The 14,200-nt window shown below is 62.8% G+C and carries 10 protein-coding genes; 8 read left to right on the plus strand and 2 right to left on the minus strand.

Translation table 11 applies throughout. The features are described 5' to 3' along the window. Positions 1 to 240: 240 nt before the first annotated feature. The 5 genes from OHL12_RS13845 to OHL12_RS13865 all read left to right on the plus strand — a co-directional run bounded on the left by OHL12_RS13845 (position 241) and on the right by OHL12_RS13865 (position 8,787). On the plus strand, positions 241 to 3,909 hold the full coding sequence (locus OHL12_RS13845) for a TonB-dependent receptor (RefSeq protein ID WP_263414405.1): 3,669 nt from the start codon (positions 241 to 243) through the stop codon (positions 3,907 to 3,909). Positions 3,910 to 4,067: 158 nt separating this feature from the next. Then, the gene (locus OHL12_RS13850) at positions 4,068 to 5,174 is read left to right on the plus strand and encodes a tetratricopeptide repeat protein (RefSeq protein ID WP_263414406.1); all 1,107 of its coding nucleotides are present in this window, start codon (positions 4,068 to 4,070) and stop codon (positions 5,172 to 5,174) included. Positions 5,175 to 5,245: 71 nt separating this feature from the next. Further along, the gene (locus tag OHL12_RS13855; RefSeq protein ID WP_263414407.1) at positions 5,246 to 6,313 is read left to right on the plus strand and encodes a tetratricopeptide repeat protein; all 1,068 of its coding nucleotides are present in this window, start codon (positions 5,246 to 5,248) and stop codon (positions 6,311 to 6,313) included. Between the two features lie 4 nt (positions 6,314 to 6,317). Further along, entirely contained in the window at positions 6,318 to 7,565 is a 1,248-nt protein-coding gene (locus OHL12_RS13860) for a tetratricopeptide repeat protein (protein WP_263414408.1), read from the plus strand. Between the two features lie 118 nt (positions 7,566 to 7,683). Continuing rightward, positions 7,684 to 8,787: a multiheme c-type cytochrome gene (locus tag OHL12_RS13865; RefSeq protein ID WP_263414409.1), complete on the plus strand. Its 1,104-nt coding sequence runs from the start codon at positions 7,684 to 7,686 to the stop codon at positions 8,785 to 8,787. A gap of 13 nt (positions 8,788 to 8,800) precedes the next feature. On the opposite strand, the gene OHL12_RS13870 is transcribed toward OHL12_RS13865, so the two are convergent. Next, a complete protein-coding gene (locus OHL12_RS13870) occupies positions 8,801 to 10,003 on the minus strand; it encodes an acyltransferase family protein (protein ID WP_263414410.1) in 1,203 nt (400 codons plus the stop codon). Next, complete coding sequence (locus OHL12_RS13875; protein ID WP_263414411.1) at positions 10,000 to 10,968, minus strand: carbohydrate kinase family protein; 969 nt, start codon at positions 10,966 to 10,968, stop codon at positions 10,000 to 10,002. Before OHL12_RS13875 ends, OHL12_RS13870 begins: the two co-directional genes overlap by 4 nt. 228 nt (positions 10,969 to 11,196) lie before the next feature. Between OHL12_RS13875 and agaR the strand changes: the two genes are divergently transcribed. The 3 genes from agaR to OHL12_RS13890 all read left to right on the plus strand — a co-directional run bounded on the left by agaR (position 11,197) and on the right by OHL12_RS13890 (position 14,128). After that, positions 11,197 to 12,030 (plus strand): transcriptional repressor AgaR, encoded by an 834-nt coding sequence (agaR, locus tag OHL12_RS13880; protein WP_317889822.1) that lies wholly within the window; start codon positions 11,197 to 11,199, stop codon positions 12,028 to 12,030. Between the two features lie 134 nt (positions 12,031 to 12,164). Beyond that, positions 12,165 to 13,268: an amidohydrolase family protein gene (locus OHL12_RS13885; RefSeq protein WP_263414412.1), complete on the plus strand. Its 1,104-nt coding sequence runs from the start codon at positions 12,165 to 12,167 to the stop codon at positions 13,266 to 13,268. 62 nt (positions 13,269 to 13,330) lie between these two features. Further along, complete coding sequence (locus OHL12_RS13890; RefSeq protein ID WP_263414413.1) at positions 13,331 to 14,128, plus strand: spherulation-specific family 4 protein; 798 nt, start codon at positions 13,331 to 13,333, stop codon at positions 14,126 to 14,128. Positions 14,129 to 14,200 lie beyond the last annotated feature (72 nt).

Consider the following 14,200-nt stretch of genomic DNA (forward strand, 5'->3'; position numbering starts at 1 on the left):
GACCCCAGGACAGGGCGTGCGGGCACCTCGCGGTGACTGGCTCGTTCGGTCCCGCTTGTGCGACGCTATCGCGTCGTAACCCGGCAGCATTACGATTTATTTCTTATAGTTTCTTTTCTGCTTGACACGCCGGCTTCATCTTCCTAGTATTCGTTCCAAGTCATTCTCGATCCAAAGATCTAGCTCGTTCTCCTTCAGCAGTACATTTCGGATCGCCGGGTTCGGCGGAGGCCTTCGTCCATGTCCAGGAAACCGCTTCTTGCTTGTCTGTTCGCGCTGCTGTTGATGACCGTTCCGGCAGCGCTGGCGCAGTCGTTTGCGCGCGTTGACGGAATCGTTTCGGATCAGACGAAGGCCGTGATCCCCGGCGCGAAGGTCACGATCACCAACGCGGAAACCGGCGTGGTAACGACCAAGACCTCCGATTCCGCAGGGCAGTTTGTGTTTCCTTCCGTTCTGCCGGGCTCGTACAAGCTGGTCGTGGAGTCGAACGGGTTCAACGTCTACACGCGGACGATCATCGTGCACGCCAATGACCGTGTGACAGCGAACGCTCCGCTGGTGCTGGGCGGCGTGGCCGACGTGGTCACCGTGACCACGACAGCGCAGCAGACGGATACGGGCCAGCGCTCGGAAACGCTCACCAGCGATCAGATTCAAAACCTGGCGACGCTCACCCGCGATGCCGAGGAACTGCTGCCACTGCTGCCGGGCGTAGTGCAAAACGGAAGCACGGCGTACGGCGCTTCGTTTGGCGGCGGCGGTGTGACCACGTCTGCCGCCGGCATTGAAGGCTTTAACGTGAACGGCAATCGTTCGGACGCGAACACCTTCAAGCTGGACGGCGGCAATATGAACGACCTGACCGGCAACAACGGTTCGGCCATCATTCCAAACACCGAATTCATCTCGGAACTGACCGTGGAGACGAGCAACTTCACCGCGGACCAGGGCGGATCGCCGGTGCTGATTACGGCGATCACGAAGTCGGGTACGAAGGACTTCCACGGCGAGGCGTACTACGTGGGTCGCAACTCGCGTTTCGACGCGAACGACTGGAGCAACAACTTCGCTGGCGTGGCACGGCCGGATTCCCAGTTCAACTATCCTGGCTTCTTTGTCAGCGGACCGATCCTCTTCCCTGGAACGCACTTCAATCGCGGTCCGCAAAAGAAGCTGTTCTTCTTTTTCGGTAGCGAGTTCATGCGGCAGAAGCCGGACAGCGGAACGGAGCTGACCAACGTGCCGACGGCTGCGATGCTGGGCGGTGACTTCAGCCAGATCGTGTACAGCAGCGTATGTGCTGCGGCGCGCGCTGCCGGCACGGCGGGCACCACGCTTTATCTGAACCATCCTTGCGCCATCACCGACCCAACCACCGGGCTGACGCTGGACCGGCAGAACGGCCGGCTCCAGACCTTCAGCGCAAACGGAACGGGAATTCTGAAGTCGCTGTCGGGCCCCGGCCTGCTCGGTCCGAACTATACCGATCCGGGTGGCAACTGGAACTATGCGGCGCATCCGCAATCGCCCACGGACATCAACCAGTACGTTGCGCGATTCGATTGGGATCCGTCGGAAAAGGCACGCTTCTACGTTCGCCTCGGTCGGCAGGACGAAACGGAAACGCGGCCGTGGGGCGAGTACGTGGGTGCGGGCAGCACCTGGACGTCTAACGTGCCGGAGCCTACGCCGACGATCCAGCGCTACAACTCGCGCTCGCTCAACGTAAACATGGTCGACGTGCTGAGCCCGTCGCTGACGAACGAGTTCTCGTTCAACACCAACGTCCTGCGGCAGACGAACCAGTACGAGAACGCGAACATCATCAGCAAGCAGGCGCTCGGCGTCAGCTTCAACGGCGTGTTCAACAACGGCTACCCGACGGTTCCGCAGATTGTTCCGGCGTTCGCCGTGTGCGACTCGCTGAACACCAGCGGCTGCGGCACCGGGTACACCCCGCCTGCCACCGGACGCTGGGGCGAGAGCAACCTGGCAGGCGACGGCAACTATTACAAGCAGACGCAGTTTGAGTTCTCCGACAACCTGACCAAGGTAGTAGGCGCGCACAATATGAAGTTCGGTGTTTCGGTCGGTCGCGCGCGCAACGATCAGAACTCGGCGGCGAGCACGCTGGAAGGCTACCTGGTGCCCGCGACCTGGACGGCTGGATCGAGCGGCGACGAATACGCCGACATTCTGACAGAGCACTTTGCCGAGTTCGTGCAGGCGAACCATGATGTGCGTGGCAACCTGCGTTCGTCGCTGTTCGAGTGGTATGGGCAGGACAGCTGGAAGATCCACAAGCGCCTGACGCTGGAATACGGCATCCGCTGGACGTTGCAGGGACCCTGGTACGAGGCGCGAGGTCTGGGATCGACCTTTGATCCGTCGGCCTACATTGCGGGCAACACGAGCGTGTACAACGGCGTTCGCACTGCGAGCTGCGCCAACGCCGGACAAAGTGATGTTCCGTTGTGCGGCACCGTGCCGAAAACCATTCGGCCGTATCCAACTCCGCTGACGCAGCCACGTGTCGGCTTCTCGTGGGACACGACCGGCACGGGCCAGACCATTTTGCGTGGCGGGTTCGGTGTGTACACGCAGCGCGATCCTACCAACGCCGGCTTTGGCGCGGTGCTTGGACCGCCGAACCTGTTCACGGCAACCGTCTGCTGCAACCTGAATCTCGCGCAGATTTCGGCGTCGAACCCGGGCGCGCAGGGAGCATTTACCTATAGCCAAAGCAGCGCGGTGTACAACCCAAAGGACGACAAGAACCCGGCCATCTACCAGTTCAACCTGACGGTGTCGCAGGCGCTGGGTCACCACTTTAATGCGGAGCTGGCGTACGTGGGCAGCCAGAGCCGGCACCTGGAGTTGTTGCAGAACATCGACAACATCGCTCCCGGCGCTCTGTGGACACCTGGCACGCACATTGTGCCCACCTCGGTGCAGGGCAACGAAGGGAACTTTGCGCCCTATGCACCGTTCAAGCAGATCGTGCAGATCTCGCACGAGGGCACGGCGAACTACAACGGCCTGCAGACCACGCTGCGCAAGCAGGCGGGCCACAACGTGGACTTTTTGGCGAGCTACACGTTTTCGCGAGCCATGGGTGACAGCGATCAGTTCCAAACGCTGCTGCCAAACCCGTACAGCACGAAGGGTTCCTATCATGTGCTGAGCTTTGATCGAACGCACCTGTTCTCGCTGGGAGCGCAGTGGTATGTTCCGAAGCTGGCGCGCGGCAGCCTGGTGAATCACGCTGTGGCGCGCGAGGTGCTGAACGGCTGGATGTTCTCCGGCATTGCGAAGGCACAGAGCGGCGGGCCGATTGCGATTAGCGCGTATGTGAACTGCATCCAGAACGGAGCGCCTTGCCCGACGTCGATCTGGAGCCCGACCGATACGTGGTTTGGCAGCAACGCCTGGTCGACAGCGTTTCTTCCCGGATCCACAACATCGCCGCCGAACGGCATATACCCGACGTACACCTGTGACCCGCGGCAGACGCACAACGGCATTGGCACCCGCTACCTGAATACGTCATGCGTCTCTCTGCCAGCCTTTGGTCAGCAGGGCTCGGTGAACCCGCCGTACATGAAGGGACCCGGCTTCTCGGACTATGACATTGCGCTGCAGAAGTCGTTCCACCTAACGGGAGAGCGGCACCTGGACATCCGGGTCTCGGCGTTCAACTTCCTCAACCGTGCGCAACTGAACCAGCTGAACACCGTGGCGAACTTCAACTACATCCTGCCAACGGGCGCGACCGATCCGGGAGTGGGAACCTCTGTGCTGACGAACGCCAATCAGCCGTGTCTGGACGGCATTGGAGGTCTCGGCTACAGTTGCGGCAAGACCGGCTACCGTCAATTGGAGGGCGCGGCGAAGTTCTTCTTCTAAGCACTGTTCCATGCATTCACCCGATGGGGGTTCGACCGGCGCCACATGGCCGGGAGAACCCCATCGGCGCTAGAATCGATCCACCTCGTCCACTGATTTTTGCTGAAGGCACCACTCCGATGATTTCGAGCTTCCCGCGACGCCGTGCTGCAGGTTGTGTGCGAAGTCTTGCGATTGCGGGCCTCTGCTGCGCGCTGGCTGCCCCGGGTTATCTTGCCGCGCAAAGTGCTGCCGCGCCTTCGAAAGACAAGGCGATGCAAGCACAGGCTGCCGGTGACGACGCGTTAGCGGAGTCGCTCTACAGCAAGGCGCTGGCGCAGGACCCGGGTTGGACGGAAGGCTGGTGGAAGTACGGTGGCCTGCTCTACGAAGCGCGCAAGTTCCAGGCCGCGGACGATGCGTTTACGCACCTGACGCGACTGGCGCCGGCGAACCCGCTGGGGCTTGCGATGCTGGGCATGTGCGAGTACGAGTTGGGCGACTGGAGCAATGCTTCGCTGCACCTGAACAAGGCATTCGCGCGTGGCGGCCTGCCGGAAGGCATTGCGAATGGCGCGATGTACGACTTGGGCTTGACGCTGATGCGGCAGCACAACCGCAACGGAGCGCTGATCGCGTTCCGCCTGTTGCAGCACAACGCGCCGGCGTTTCCGAACCTGGTGCCCGCAATAGGAAGCGCGGAGTTGGGCCTGCAACAGGTGGCTCAGCCCGGCAGCGCGAATAGCAGTGCGGTGATGCTCGCGGGGCAGGCGGCAGTAGCGGTGCTGAACCTGAAGAGCGACGATGCGGATCGTCTGTACCGGCAGCTTGTTCAGCAATATCCAACGCTGCCCAATGCGCATCTGTGCCTCGCACTGTTTTTGGAAAACCTCGGCAAGCACGCTGAGGCGGAAGCGGAGTTGAAAGCGGAGACAACGGTAAGGCCGGGCAGTCCGGATGCGTGGATCTGGCTGGCTCGACTGGCGCTCGCGCGGCGCGATGCTGCGGCTACGCTGAGCAATGTCAGCCAGGCGGTTCGCATCTCGCCGAACGATGGTGTTTGCTTTCTCTTGTCAGGGCGCGCGTACATCCTGCAGCAGCAATGGAACAAGGCGTTGAACGATCTGCAAAAGGCTGAGGCGCTGGCTCCCAACAGTTACGAGGTGCACCACGCGTTGATCTCGGTGTACAGCGAACTGCACGACCCGCAGGGCGCAGATGCAGAGCGCAAACTGTTCGCGCAGACCTTTTCGTTGTCGCACCCGCCGCAGACGGAAGCGCAATGATGCAATCCGGCGGAACGAGTCGGCTATGGTGTCTCGGGCTTGCGGGTGCAGCGTGCCTGCTGCCCGTCTGTATGCGTGCGCAGAATGCGTGCGCCGATGGCGATCGAGCGCTGGCCGCTTCACAGTGGAGCGCGGCCAACGACGCATACCAGAAGTGCGTAGTGGAGAACCCGGTGTCGGCGGTGTACTCCAACATGGGTGTCGCGCTGTCGCACATGGGTCGCATGGACGATGCGGTGCGCAGCTACACAACAGCGCTGGAACTGGATCCCGGCAACACGCGCATCGAGTTCAACCTGGCAGTCACGCTGCTGCGCTCTGGTGAGTATGCGCAAGCCGCGGACCACCTGAAGCACCTGCAGCGCACGGGCAATGATTCGCGATACGACGAACTGCTGGCCTTCTGCTACTACCACCTCGCGTCGTACCCGCTGGCAGCGCGTGCGGCGGAGCGTGTGTACGCGGCGCATCCCGATGATGCGGCCAACGCGCTCATCCTCGGCTCGACCTATACGCGCATGCACCTGTACGACAAGGCGCTGCCGCTCATCACGTTTGCCTTGAAAGCGGCAGGTTCGGCGGAAGGGCACCTGATCCTGGCGCAGACGCTGATCGGGTTGCACCAGTACCCCGCCGCGCAGAATGAATTGCAGCAGATCGCGGCCACGCAACCGGACTTCCCCGGCCTGCATGAGGCGATGGGCGAAGTGTATGTCGGCACCGAGCGCGCGCACGATGCGGAGGCGGAGTTTGCGTTGGCAGTGAAAGAAGATCCGGACAGTTTCGAGGCAAACTACCTGCTCGGTCGCTTGAAGCGGTTCGATGGAAACTTCGCAGAGGCGAATCACTTCTACGACGTTGCGGACCGTCTGCACCCGCACTCGCCGGAGATCGCGTACGAGCGCGCGGAGATCGCGATCAAGGAACGCCGCTTCGCGGATGCGATTCCTTTGCTTGAGTTTGTGACGCGCGCCGAGCCGGACGAGGCGCAGGCCGTGCTGCTGCTTGCGCAGGCGTACCAGAAGACCGGGCGGCACGAGGATGCGCAGCGCGAAGGGGAGCTTTACAACGCAAAGCGGAGAGAGTCGCACCAGCAACGCGAGGCGCAGGACCAGGCCGATGCGGGAAAGGCGCCCTGACCTGATGCCTGCACTGCGGACCAGCATCGATGCGAAACGCCGAACGCTGCAATGGGCGTGCGCGATTGTATTCGCGGTCGCGCACGCATTGGTTCCACACAGCGCTTCGGCGCAGGCACGGACGGCTGCGTCACCCGCGCAGGCGCGTGGTTCAGCCGCGCAGCAGCAGACGGAGCGGGAAGCCGATGCGGCGCGCGAGCACGGCGATACGCAAGCGAGCTTGAAGCTGTATGAGGCCGCGCTGGCGCACCGTCCGCAGTGGCAGCAGGGCTGGTGGTACTACGGCTCGCTGCTGTATGACGCGAACCGCTATGCCGACGCGGCGCGCGCCTTTCGCAAGCTGACAAAGCTGAACGATCAGCTTGGCGACGCTTGGGGCATGCTCGGCTTGTGTGAATTTGAGGTGCGCGAGTATCCAGCCGCATACCAGGACCTGCAACGGACGCAGCGCCTGTCGATCACGGAGCCGTCGCTGCAGAAGATCGTCGATTATCACCTGGCGCTCCTGCTGAATGTGCACGGCGATGCCGACGCCGCGCTGGTTCTGTTGTCGTCGCTGTATGTGGGCGGTGTTCGGTCGGAAGATCTGCAGGTCGCCATGGGCCTGAGCCTATTGCGCGTCCCCATCTTTCCGGCGGACCTGGACCCTTCGCGCGACGCCCTGGTGCACGATGCCGGCAACCTGGCTGCGCTGCTCGCAACCCGGCAGTACGAGAAAGCTGCGCTCTCGTTTCAGGACATGTTTGCACGGTATCCGACGGTGCCGTTTCTGCACTATGCGTATGGCGGCATGCTCGCGTCCCAGGCACGCGACGCCGATGCCGAGGCGCAGTTCAAGGCCGAAACCGAGTTGAGCCCGGACAGCGTGTACCCATATCTCGAGTGGGCGTTTGTGGCGATGAAAACCAAGGATTACGCCGAGTCGAAGCGGCTGGCAAACCTTGCCCTGCAGCGCAACGCCAACTCGTTCCTTGCCCACTACATTCTCGGCAACTCGATGCTGTTGTCGGACGATCCAAAGTCCGCCGTGCCTGAGTTGGAGCTCGCGAAGAAACTCGCGCCACAGATGCCGGACATCCGATACAGCCTCTCTCGCGCGTATGCCCGGCTTGGGCAGGCGGACCTGGCAAGGCAGGAGCAGGCAGACTTTCGCGAGCTGCAGAAGAAGAACGCCGTGGACCGGCTGCAACTGGTGAAGCGCTATCCCGGCGCCCAGCCCATCACAGGGGTTCGTCCCACCACCACGCAATAGAGTGCGGTCGGACAAGCATTGCATGACACAGCACTCCCCAGTAGCGGCGACATGCGCGCGTGCAAGACACCGCAGGGCGGCACTGGCCTGCACGCTTCTTTGCATCGCAGCGGCGGCGATGCTGTGGCGGCCCTGGGTGGTGCGTGCCATGCAGGACGAGCACGTAGTTGCGCCGAAGTCGGTGCGGGAAACGGGAGCCACGGCCGGCAACGCCTTTGTGGGCTCGGCAGGCTGTATCACCTGCCATAAATGGGCGGCATCGCAGCCGTCGACGGGCATGGGCATGGCCGCGATCGATCCTGCCGCTGTGGGTGCCGCGAGCGCGTTGCCGCGAGACTATCGCTCCATGCTGTTTCGCGATGACGACACCACGGTGACGCTGCAGAAGACTGCGACGGGACTGCAGATGAGTGCCACCGACGGCAGCGCCACCGTGGCCGCACCGGTGCGATGGGTCTTCGGCCAGGGGCACTCGGGGCGAACGTTCATTCTGGAAAAAGATGGGCAGTTTTACGAGAGCCGCGCCAGCTACTACCGCGCGCTCGAAAACCTGGACCTGACGATCGGGCACTCGGCGAACCGACCCACCTCCTTGCTTGGGTCGCTGGGGCGCCAACTGCCTGAGGCGGAGGTGAGGAGATGCTTCTCCTGCCACACGAGCGAAGATGTGTTCGACGGCAAGCTGGACGTGGCGAAAGCGCACCCGGGTGTCACCTGCGAGAACTGCCACGGTGCGGGCAGTGAGCACGTCGCAAGCATGGGAACGGTGGCAGGGCGCTCAACCAAGGCGGACCCGCACATCTTCAACCCCGGCACGCTGCCCGCTGCAGACCTGAACGACTTCTGCGGATCGTGTCATCGCACCACGCGCGACGTTCTGGAATCAGGCGTTCGCGACATCCGTAACATTCGCTTTCAGCCTTACAGGCTGGAGAACAGCCGATGCTACGATCCCACCGACCGCCGCATCACGTGCGTTGCGTGTCACGATCCGCATCGCGAGTTGGAGACTTCGACGGAGAGCTACGATGCAAAGTGCCTGGCATGCCATGCGAATCGCGGCACCGCGCGCGTGGCACAGGCCAAGGCACCGGCGTGCCCGCGCGCGACGAAGGATTGTGCGAGCTGTCACATGCCGCGGCTGAACCTGCCGGGCGCGCACTACGCCTTTACCGACCACTACATCCGCGTGCAGCAGCCGGGCATGCCGTACCCCGATTAGCAAGCAGGGCGGGTCAAATCTTCAGGAAGACGCGGTTGCGATACATCCATAGCAGCGCCAGGAAGTACACGGCGAGGATCAACACGCCAGAGACGACCGGCTCCAGGTTTGTGCCCAGCACGTCCAGAACGCGCGTGCCCAGGTGCGTGCGCAGCGAGCCCTGCAGGAACTCCTCCCACAGGTGCGCCATCAGGTAGGCGGCGATGGAGTTCATGCCGACGACCACAAGAGGAAAGGCGAACTTGCGGTAGCCCTGCACGTCGATGAGCCACGAAAAGGCGCTCAGCATCAGCAGGCAAACGCCGCCGCTGAAGAGCGTCCACGCCGGCGTCCAGATGCGCTTGACGATGGGGTTGATGCCGAGCACGTGCAGCAGCAGGCCAGCGGCAATGAGCCAAGCGGCATGGGTGAGCAGCTTGCGGAACGGGACGCGGCCGGGGCTTGCAATGAGCCAGCGTCCGGTGAACAGGCCCAGCAGCATGGTGCAGAGTGTTGGAATAAAGCTGAGCGTCAGGTAGCTGCCCTCGTTGTAGCGGAAGGCCTCGGTGCGCGGAAACAGGTTGAGGAACCAGCGGTCGAAGGCCTGGCCCAGGTTCGCGTTCTTGTTCCAGTGCGCCGCAAAACCGTGCAGCATGTGACTGCTCTGCCAGTCTGGCGGAACGCCGACAGTTGCGTAGTCGAATGCTGCAGGGGGCAGCGGATACAGTGCCCACGCCAGCCAGTAGCCGAAGAGAATCGCGCCGAACGCCGTCCACCCCCAGCGCGAGGGCAGGCGTGCGATGAGGAAGGCGAAGGTGTAGCCCAGGCCGATCTGGGTCAGCGTGTCTTCAAAGGTGAAGTACGTGCTGGTCGCGTGAATCGATCGCAGAAAAATGCCGAGCGCCACCAGCACCAGGCTGCGCCACAGTGTGTGCACCAGCATCTGCGGGAAGGTCTCGCCACGGCGCTGCCGGCTACGCAGCGAGTAGGGCATCGCCACACCAACCAGAAAGGTGAACGAGGGCTGGATCGTGTCGTGCAGACTCATGCCGACCCACTCCACATGGCTTTGGTTGTAGCCCAGCACGTGCCACACGGCGCTGTGTGGGAAGTGTAGCGCCACCTCGCTCAGGCGCATCACCTCGGCCATCATCAGCAGCATGACGAGGCCGCGATAGGCATCGATCGCCATGTTGCGCTGCGGCGGTGCGTTCTGTGGAGCGGGCGCCTGGGTCATGGTGTCGCCTGTGCGTTTGGTGCCCGGCCCGTCGCCAAGAATTGCTCTCGGAGATCGCGGTCGCGAAAGGCCTCTGTGCCGCCGGGGCGCAGCACAGAGAGCGCGCCGGTTCGGTTGCCGAACTCGGCGGCCTCGGCCACCGTTGCGCCGTGCAACCAGGCGTGCAGGAACCCGGCGTCGAAGCTGTCGCCCGCGCCAATGGTGTCCACCGATTGCACGGGCGTGGGCGCGGCCCACTGGCGTTCGTTGCCGTGCTGAATCAAGGCGCCGCGCGCGCCGCATTTCACGACGACGGTCGGCACGATGTCACGCAATGCGTCCAGGGCCGCTTCCACGCTGTTTGTGCGCGTGATGCGGAGGACTTCGTCCTCGTTGGGTAGCAGAATGTCTGTGCGCTGCAGAACGTCTGGCAGGATGCCCGCCCATGTATCGTCCGGATCGTCATTGGTGTCCAGCGATACGGTCATGCCGCCGGCTTTCACGTCGTCTAGCAAGGCTGGCAGGCCGGCGTGCAGCGCTGTCTGCAGAAACAGCGACGACAGGTGCAGGTGCCTGGCCGAGTGTACGAACTCACGATCCAACTGATCCACGGACAGGTCTGCCATGACGCCCGCATAGGTCAGGATGTGGCGCTGTCGACCGTGCGGCAGCAACAGCGTCACGCCGCTGCGCTGGCCACTGCGGGTGAGCACATGCGAGGTGTCCACGCCCGCTTCCCGCAAACGGTCCAGCGCAATGTGGCCCATCTCGTCATCGCCCACCAGGGACGAGAATCCCACGCGGGACCCAAGGGTCGCCAAGTTGTGCGCAAGGATGGACGACGACCCGCCCAGCGTCAGGCGAAAGTCCGTGCCGAGCAGCTCACGCTCCAGCGGCATGGTCTCGGGCAGGCCATACAGGATCAGGTCCAGATTCGTCTCACCGATGATGCTGATGTCCAGCGGCTTTGCTGTGGTCGCGCTCATGCCGTTCACGCCAGGAAGTCTGCCGAGCGCTCAGGTAAGAGCCCCAGTTGTCTTTCCTTAGCTTTCCTTTCGCGAAGTGTACACGCCTGCTGCGACAACCTGCCAGAAAGATCTGCCAGGCGTCGTAGCAGGCGGGAACGCAACCATGATCAGGGAAACTCCGCGATTCGGAAACGGTTTGCAATCGCGGGGAGGTGCAGGTATCTTCAAGGCGGTTCCCGTCACCCTATGGCAAAGTCCACTTCAACAGCACAAGCCGATCGTTCTGCACGAGACAAAGCGGAACCCGACTTTTCGCAGATGCTGATTGAGGAGCGCCGCCAATACATCCTTGGGCTGGCCCAGAAGAATGGCCGCGTGCTCGTCGAGGAGTTGTCGCGGTCGCTTGGCGTTTCGACCATCACCATCCGCAAGGACCTGGACGAGCTGCAAAGCCGTGGCGTGCTGCAGCGGACGCATGGCGGTGCGATTCTGCCGATTGCGGGGTCCATGGCCGACCCGACCCTGCAGGAAAAGGAAGGCCGGTCCACCGACGAGAAGCGCCGCATCTCTGAGGCCGCGGCCAAGATGGTGTCCGAAGGGCAGTGCATCCTGCTGGATTCAGGCACCACAACGACGGCGATTGCGCGCGCGCTGCTGTCCTTTTCTGCGCTCACGGTAGTGACCAACGCGGTGAACATCGCCGCGGAGTTGAGCGGGACCGACTTTGAGGTGCTGCTGACCGGTGGCTCCCTGCGCAAGAACTCCTTCTCGCTGGTGGGACCGCTGGCCGAAGACATGCTCGACGAGATCCACGCGGACATCCTGTTCCTGGGCGTGGATGGCTTTGACGTCGAGGTCGGCCTGACCACGCCGAACCTGCTGGAATCGCGTGTGAATCGCGCCATGGTCAAGGCGTCCAAGAAGGTAGTCGCGGTGTGCGATTCCACGAAGTTCGGACGCCGTAGCCTGTGCAAGATCGTCGACCCCTCGGTCGTGCACCACGTCATCACCGACAGCAACCTGCCGCCCACCACGGCGGACAGCCTGCGCAGCCTGGGCATCGAAGTGACTCTGGTCTAGCTCAATCGGCATTCGAGTTCTCATCCGAGAGCGCAATCTGATGTCTGTGCGGACAAAGCTGCACATCAAGCATCGCCGCCTCGCCATCGGTCCTGCCCGCTTGTTTCGTTTTGTGTTCTAATCTCGGCAGAACAATGGCGTTCCGAAAGAGAACGAAGCCGATGGAGGGCGCGACGGTGCAGGAGCAGGACAAGTTTGTAGCCATGGTCACGGCCAAGGCGTCGGTGACGCTGCCGCTCAGCGACTTCCATCCGGTCAGCATGCTGGCGTCGCCGAAGCACGAGCCGCAAACGCCGCGCTTTCCGGCCATCGATTACCACAATCACCTGGACGCGCAGGACCCTGCGGAGGTGCTGCGCATCATGGATGCGTGCGGCATCGAGGCGTGCGTCAACATCACAATGAAGACGGGCGATGAGGCAATTGCCCAGATCGATCGCTACCGCGCGGCCAATCCCAAACGTTTCTTCAGCATTGGCTGGATGGATTGGAGCGGCGCCGATAATCCGGACTTCGACGCGTTCATTCGCCTGAGCATCGAGCGGCTTGAGCGGCTTGCCGCCCGCGGCATCGTCGGCTTCAAGATCTGGAAAGACCTGGGCCTGACTGTGCGCGACAGCAGCGGAGAGCTGATCCGCATCGATGATGAGCGTCTGGCACCCATCTTCGATCGTGCCGGCGAGCTGGGCTTGCCCGTGATGGTGCACATCGGCGATCCCGAGGCGTTCTTCCTGCCCATCGACGCGCAGAACGAACGCTACGAGGAGCTTGCCGCGCACCCGGACTGGAGCTTCTACGGCGCGCAGTACGGCAAGGGTGAGTTGCTGAAGCAGCGCGACCGCGTCTTCCAGCGCCACCCGAAGACCACTTTTGTGGGCGCGCATATTGCGGAGAACAGTGAAGACCTGGCGCGGGTGACGCGCATGCTCGACGAGAACCCGAACGTGATGGTTGACATCAGCGCACGCGCGTCGGAACTGGGCCGCCAGCCGTACCGCGCACGCGAGTTCTTTCTGCGTTTCGCGGATCGCATTCTGTTCGGCGCGGACCTGGTGCCCGACGAGAAGATGTACCGCCTCTACTACCGCTTCCTGGAAACAGCCGACGAGTACTTCGAGTACCCGACGCACGCCTCGGGTCAGGGCCGGTGGATGATCTACGGCCTGTACCTGCCAGACGAGGTGCTTCGCAAGGTCTACCGCGAAAACGCTCTGCGCCTGCTGGCGCCTTGGATGTAAACGCACTGCAATCTGAGGACAAGATCGAAAGCGAAGGAATGATGAGCTCCTTGCGATGTGGAATGCCGGCCGCGCTGCTGGCCACTGCATGTGTCTTATTCGCCGGTTCTGCGTTCGCTCAGACCGGGCAGCCGACCGGGTGTGAATCGCTGGTCGTGCCCTCGTATATGGGGCCAGGCCCGGGCTGGGACACGATGATTGCGAGCGCTCCGAAGACCGGCGCGGCGGATCGCATCCTGATCGTGAACCCTGCAAGCGGCCCGGGTATGGCGGCGCGACCGGGCTTCCGCGACGTGGTGCAGCGGGTGAAGCGCACCGGGCAGAAGGTGTACGGCTATGTGCCCACCGGGTACGGCGCGCGGTCGATGCAGTCGGTTGAGGACCGCGTTCGCAAGTACGTCGACTGGTACGGCGTAGACGGCATCTTCTTTGACGAGGTGTCGGACAAGGCCCCGCTTGTGCCTCGCTACTATCAGCCGCTGGTCACCTTCACCACGTCACAAATTCGTGGCGGCGGCGTGATGCTGAACAACGGAACCTTCCCCGCCGCGGCATACGCCACGATCAAGGTGCCTGCGGGATCGAAGTTTCAGCTTGTCGTCTTCGAACATGACTACCGGTCGTTCACCAAGCGGAGCTTCACCGTGCCGCGCTGGGTCGCGCAGCATCCTTCGTCGATGTTTGTGAGCATTGTGTATGCAGCATCGGCCAGCCAGCTACCGGAGGTGCTGCGCCTGTCGGCAGAGCGGAACTTTGGCACGGTGTACGTGACAGACAAGGATCTGCCGAATCCGTACGGCGTTCTGCCGGACTACTGGGATGCGCTGAGCCGGGCGACCCAGCCGGGCTGTAGCAGGTAAGCCGCACAGGACTGAAATAGAAGAGCCGCGCATGGACCCTGCGCGGCTCTGCTGTTTATGCGGAGCGTTCGC

This window comes from Terriglobus aquaticus, from assembly GCF_025685415.1.
Classification (GTDB): Bacteria; Acidobacteriota; Terriglobia; order Terriglobales; family Acidobacteriaceae; genus Terriglobus; species Terriglobus aquaticus.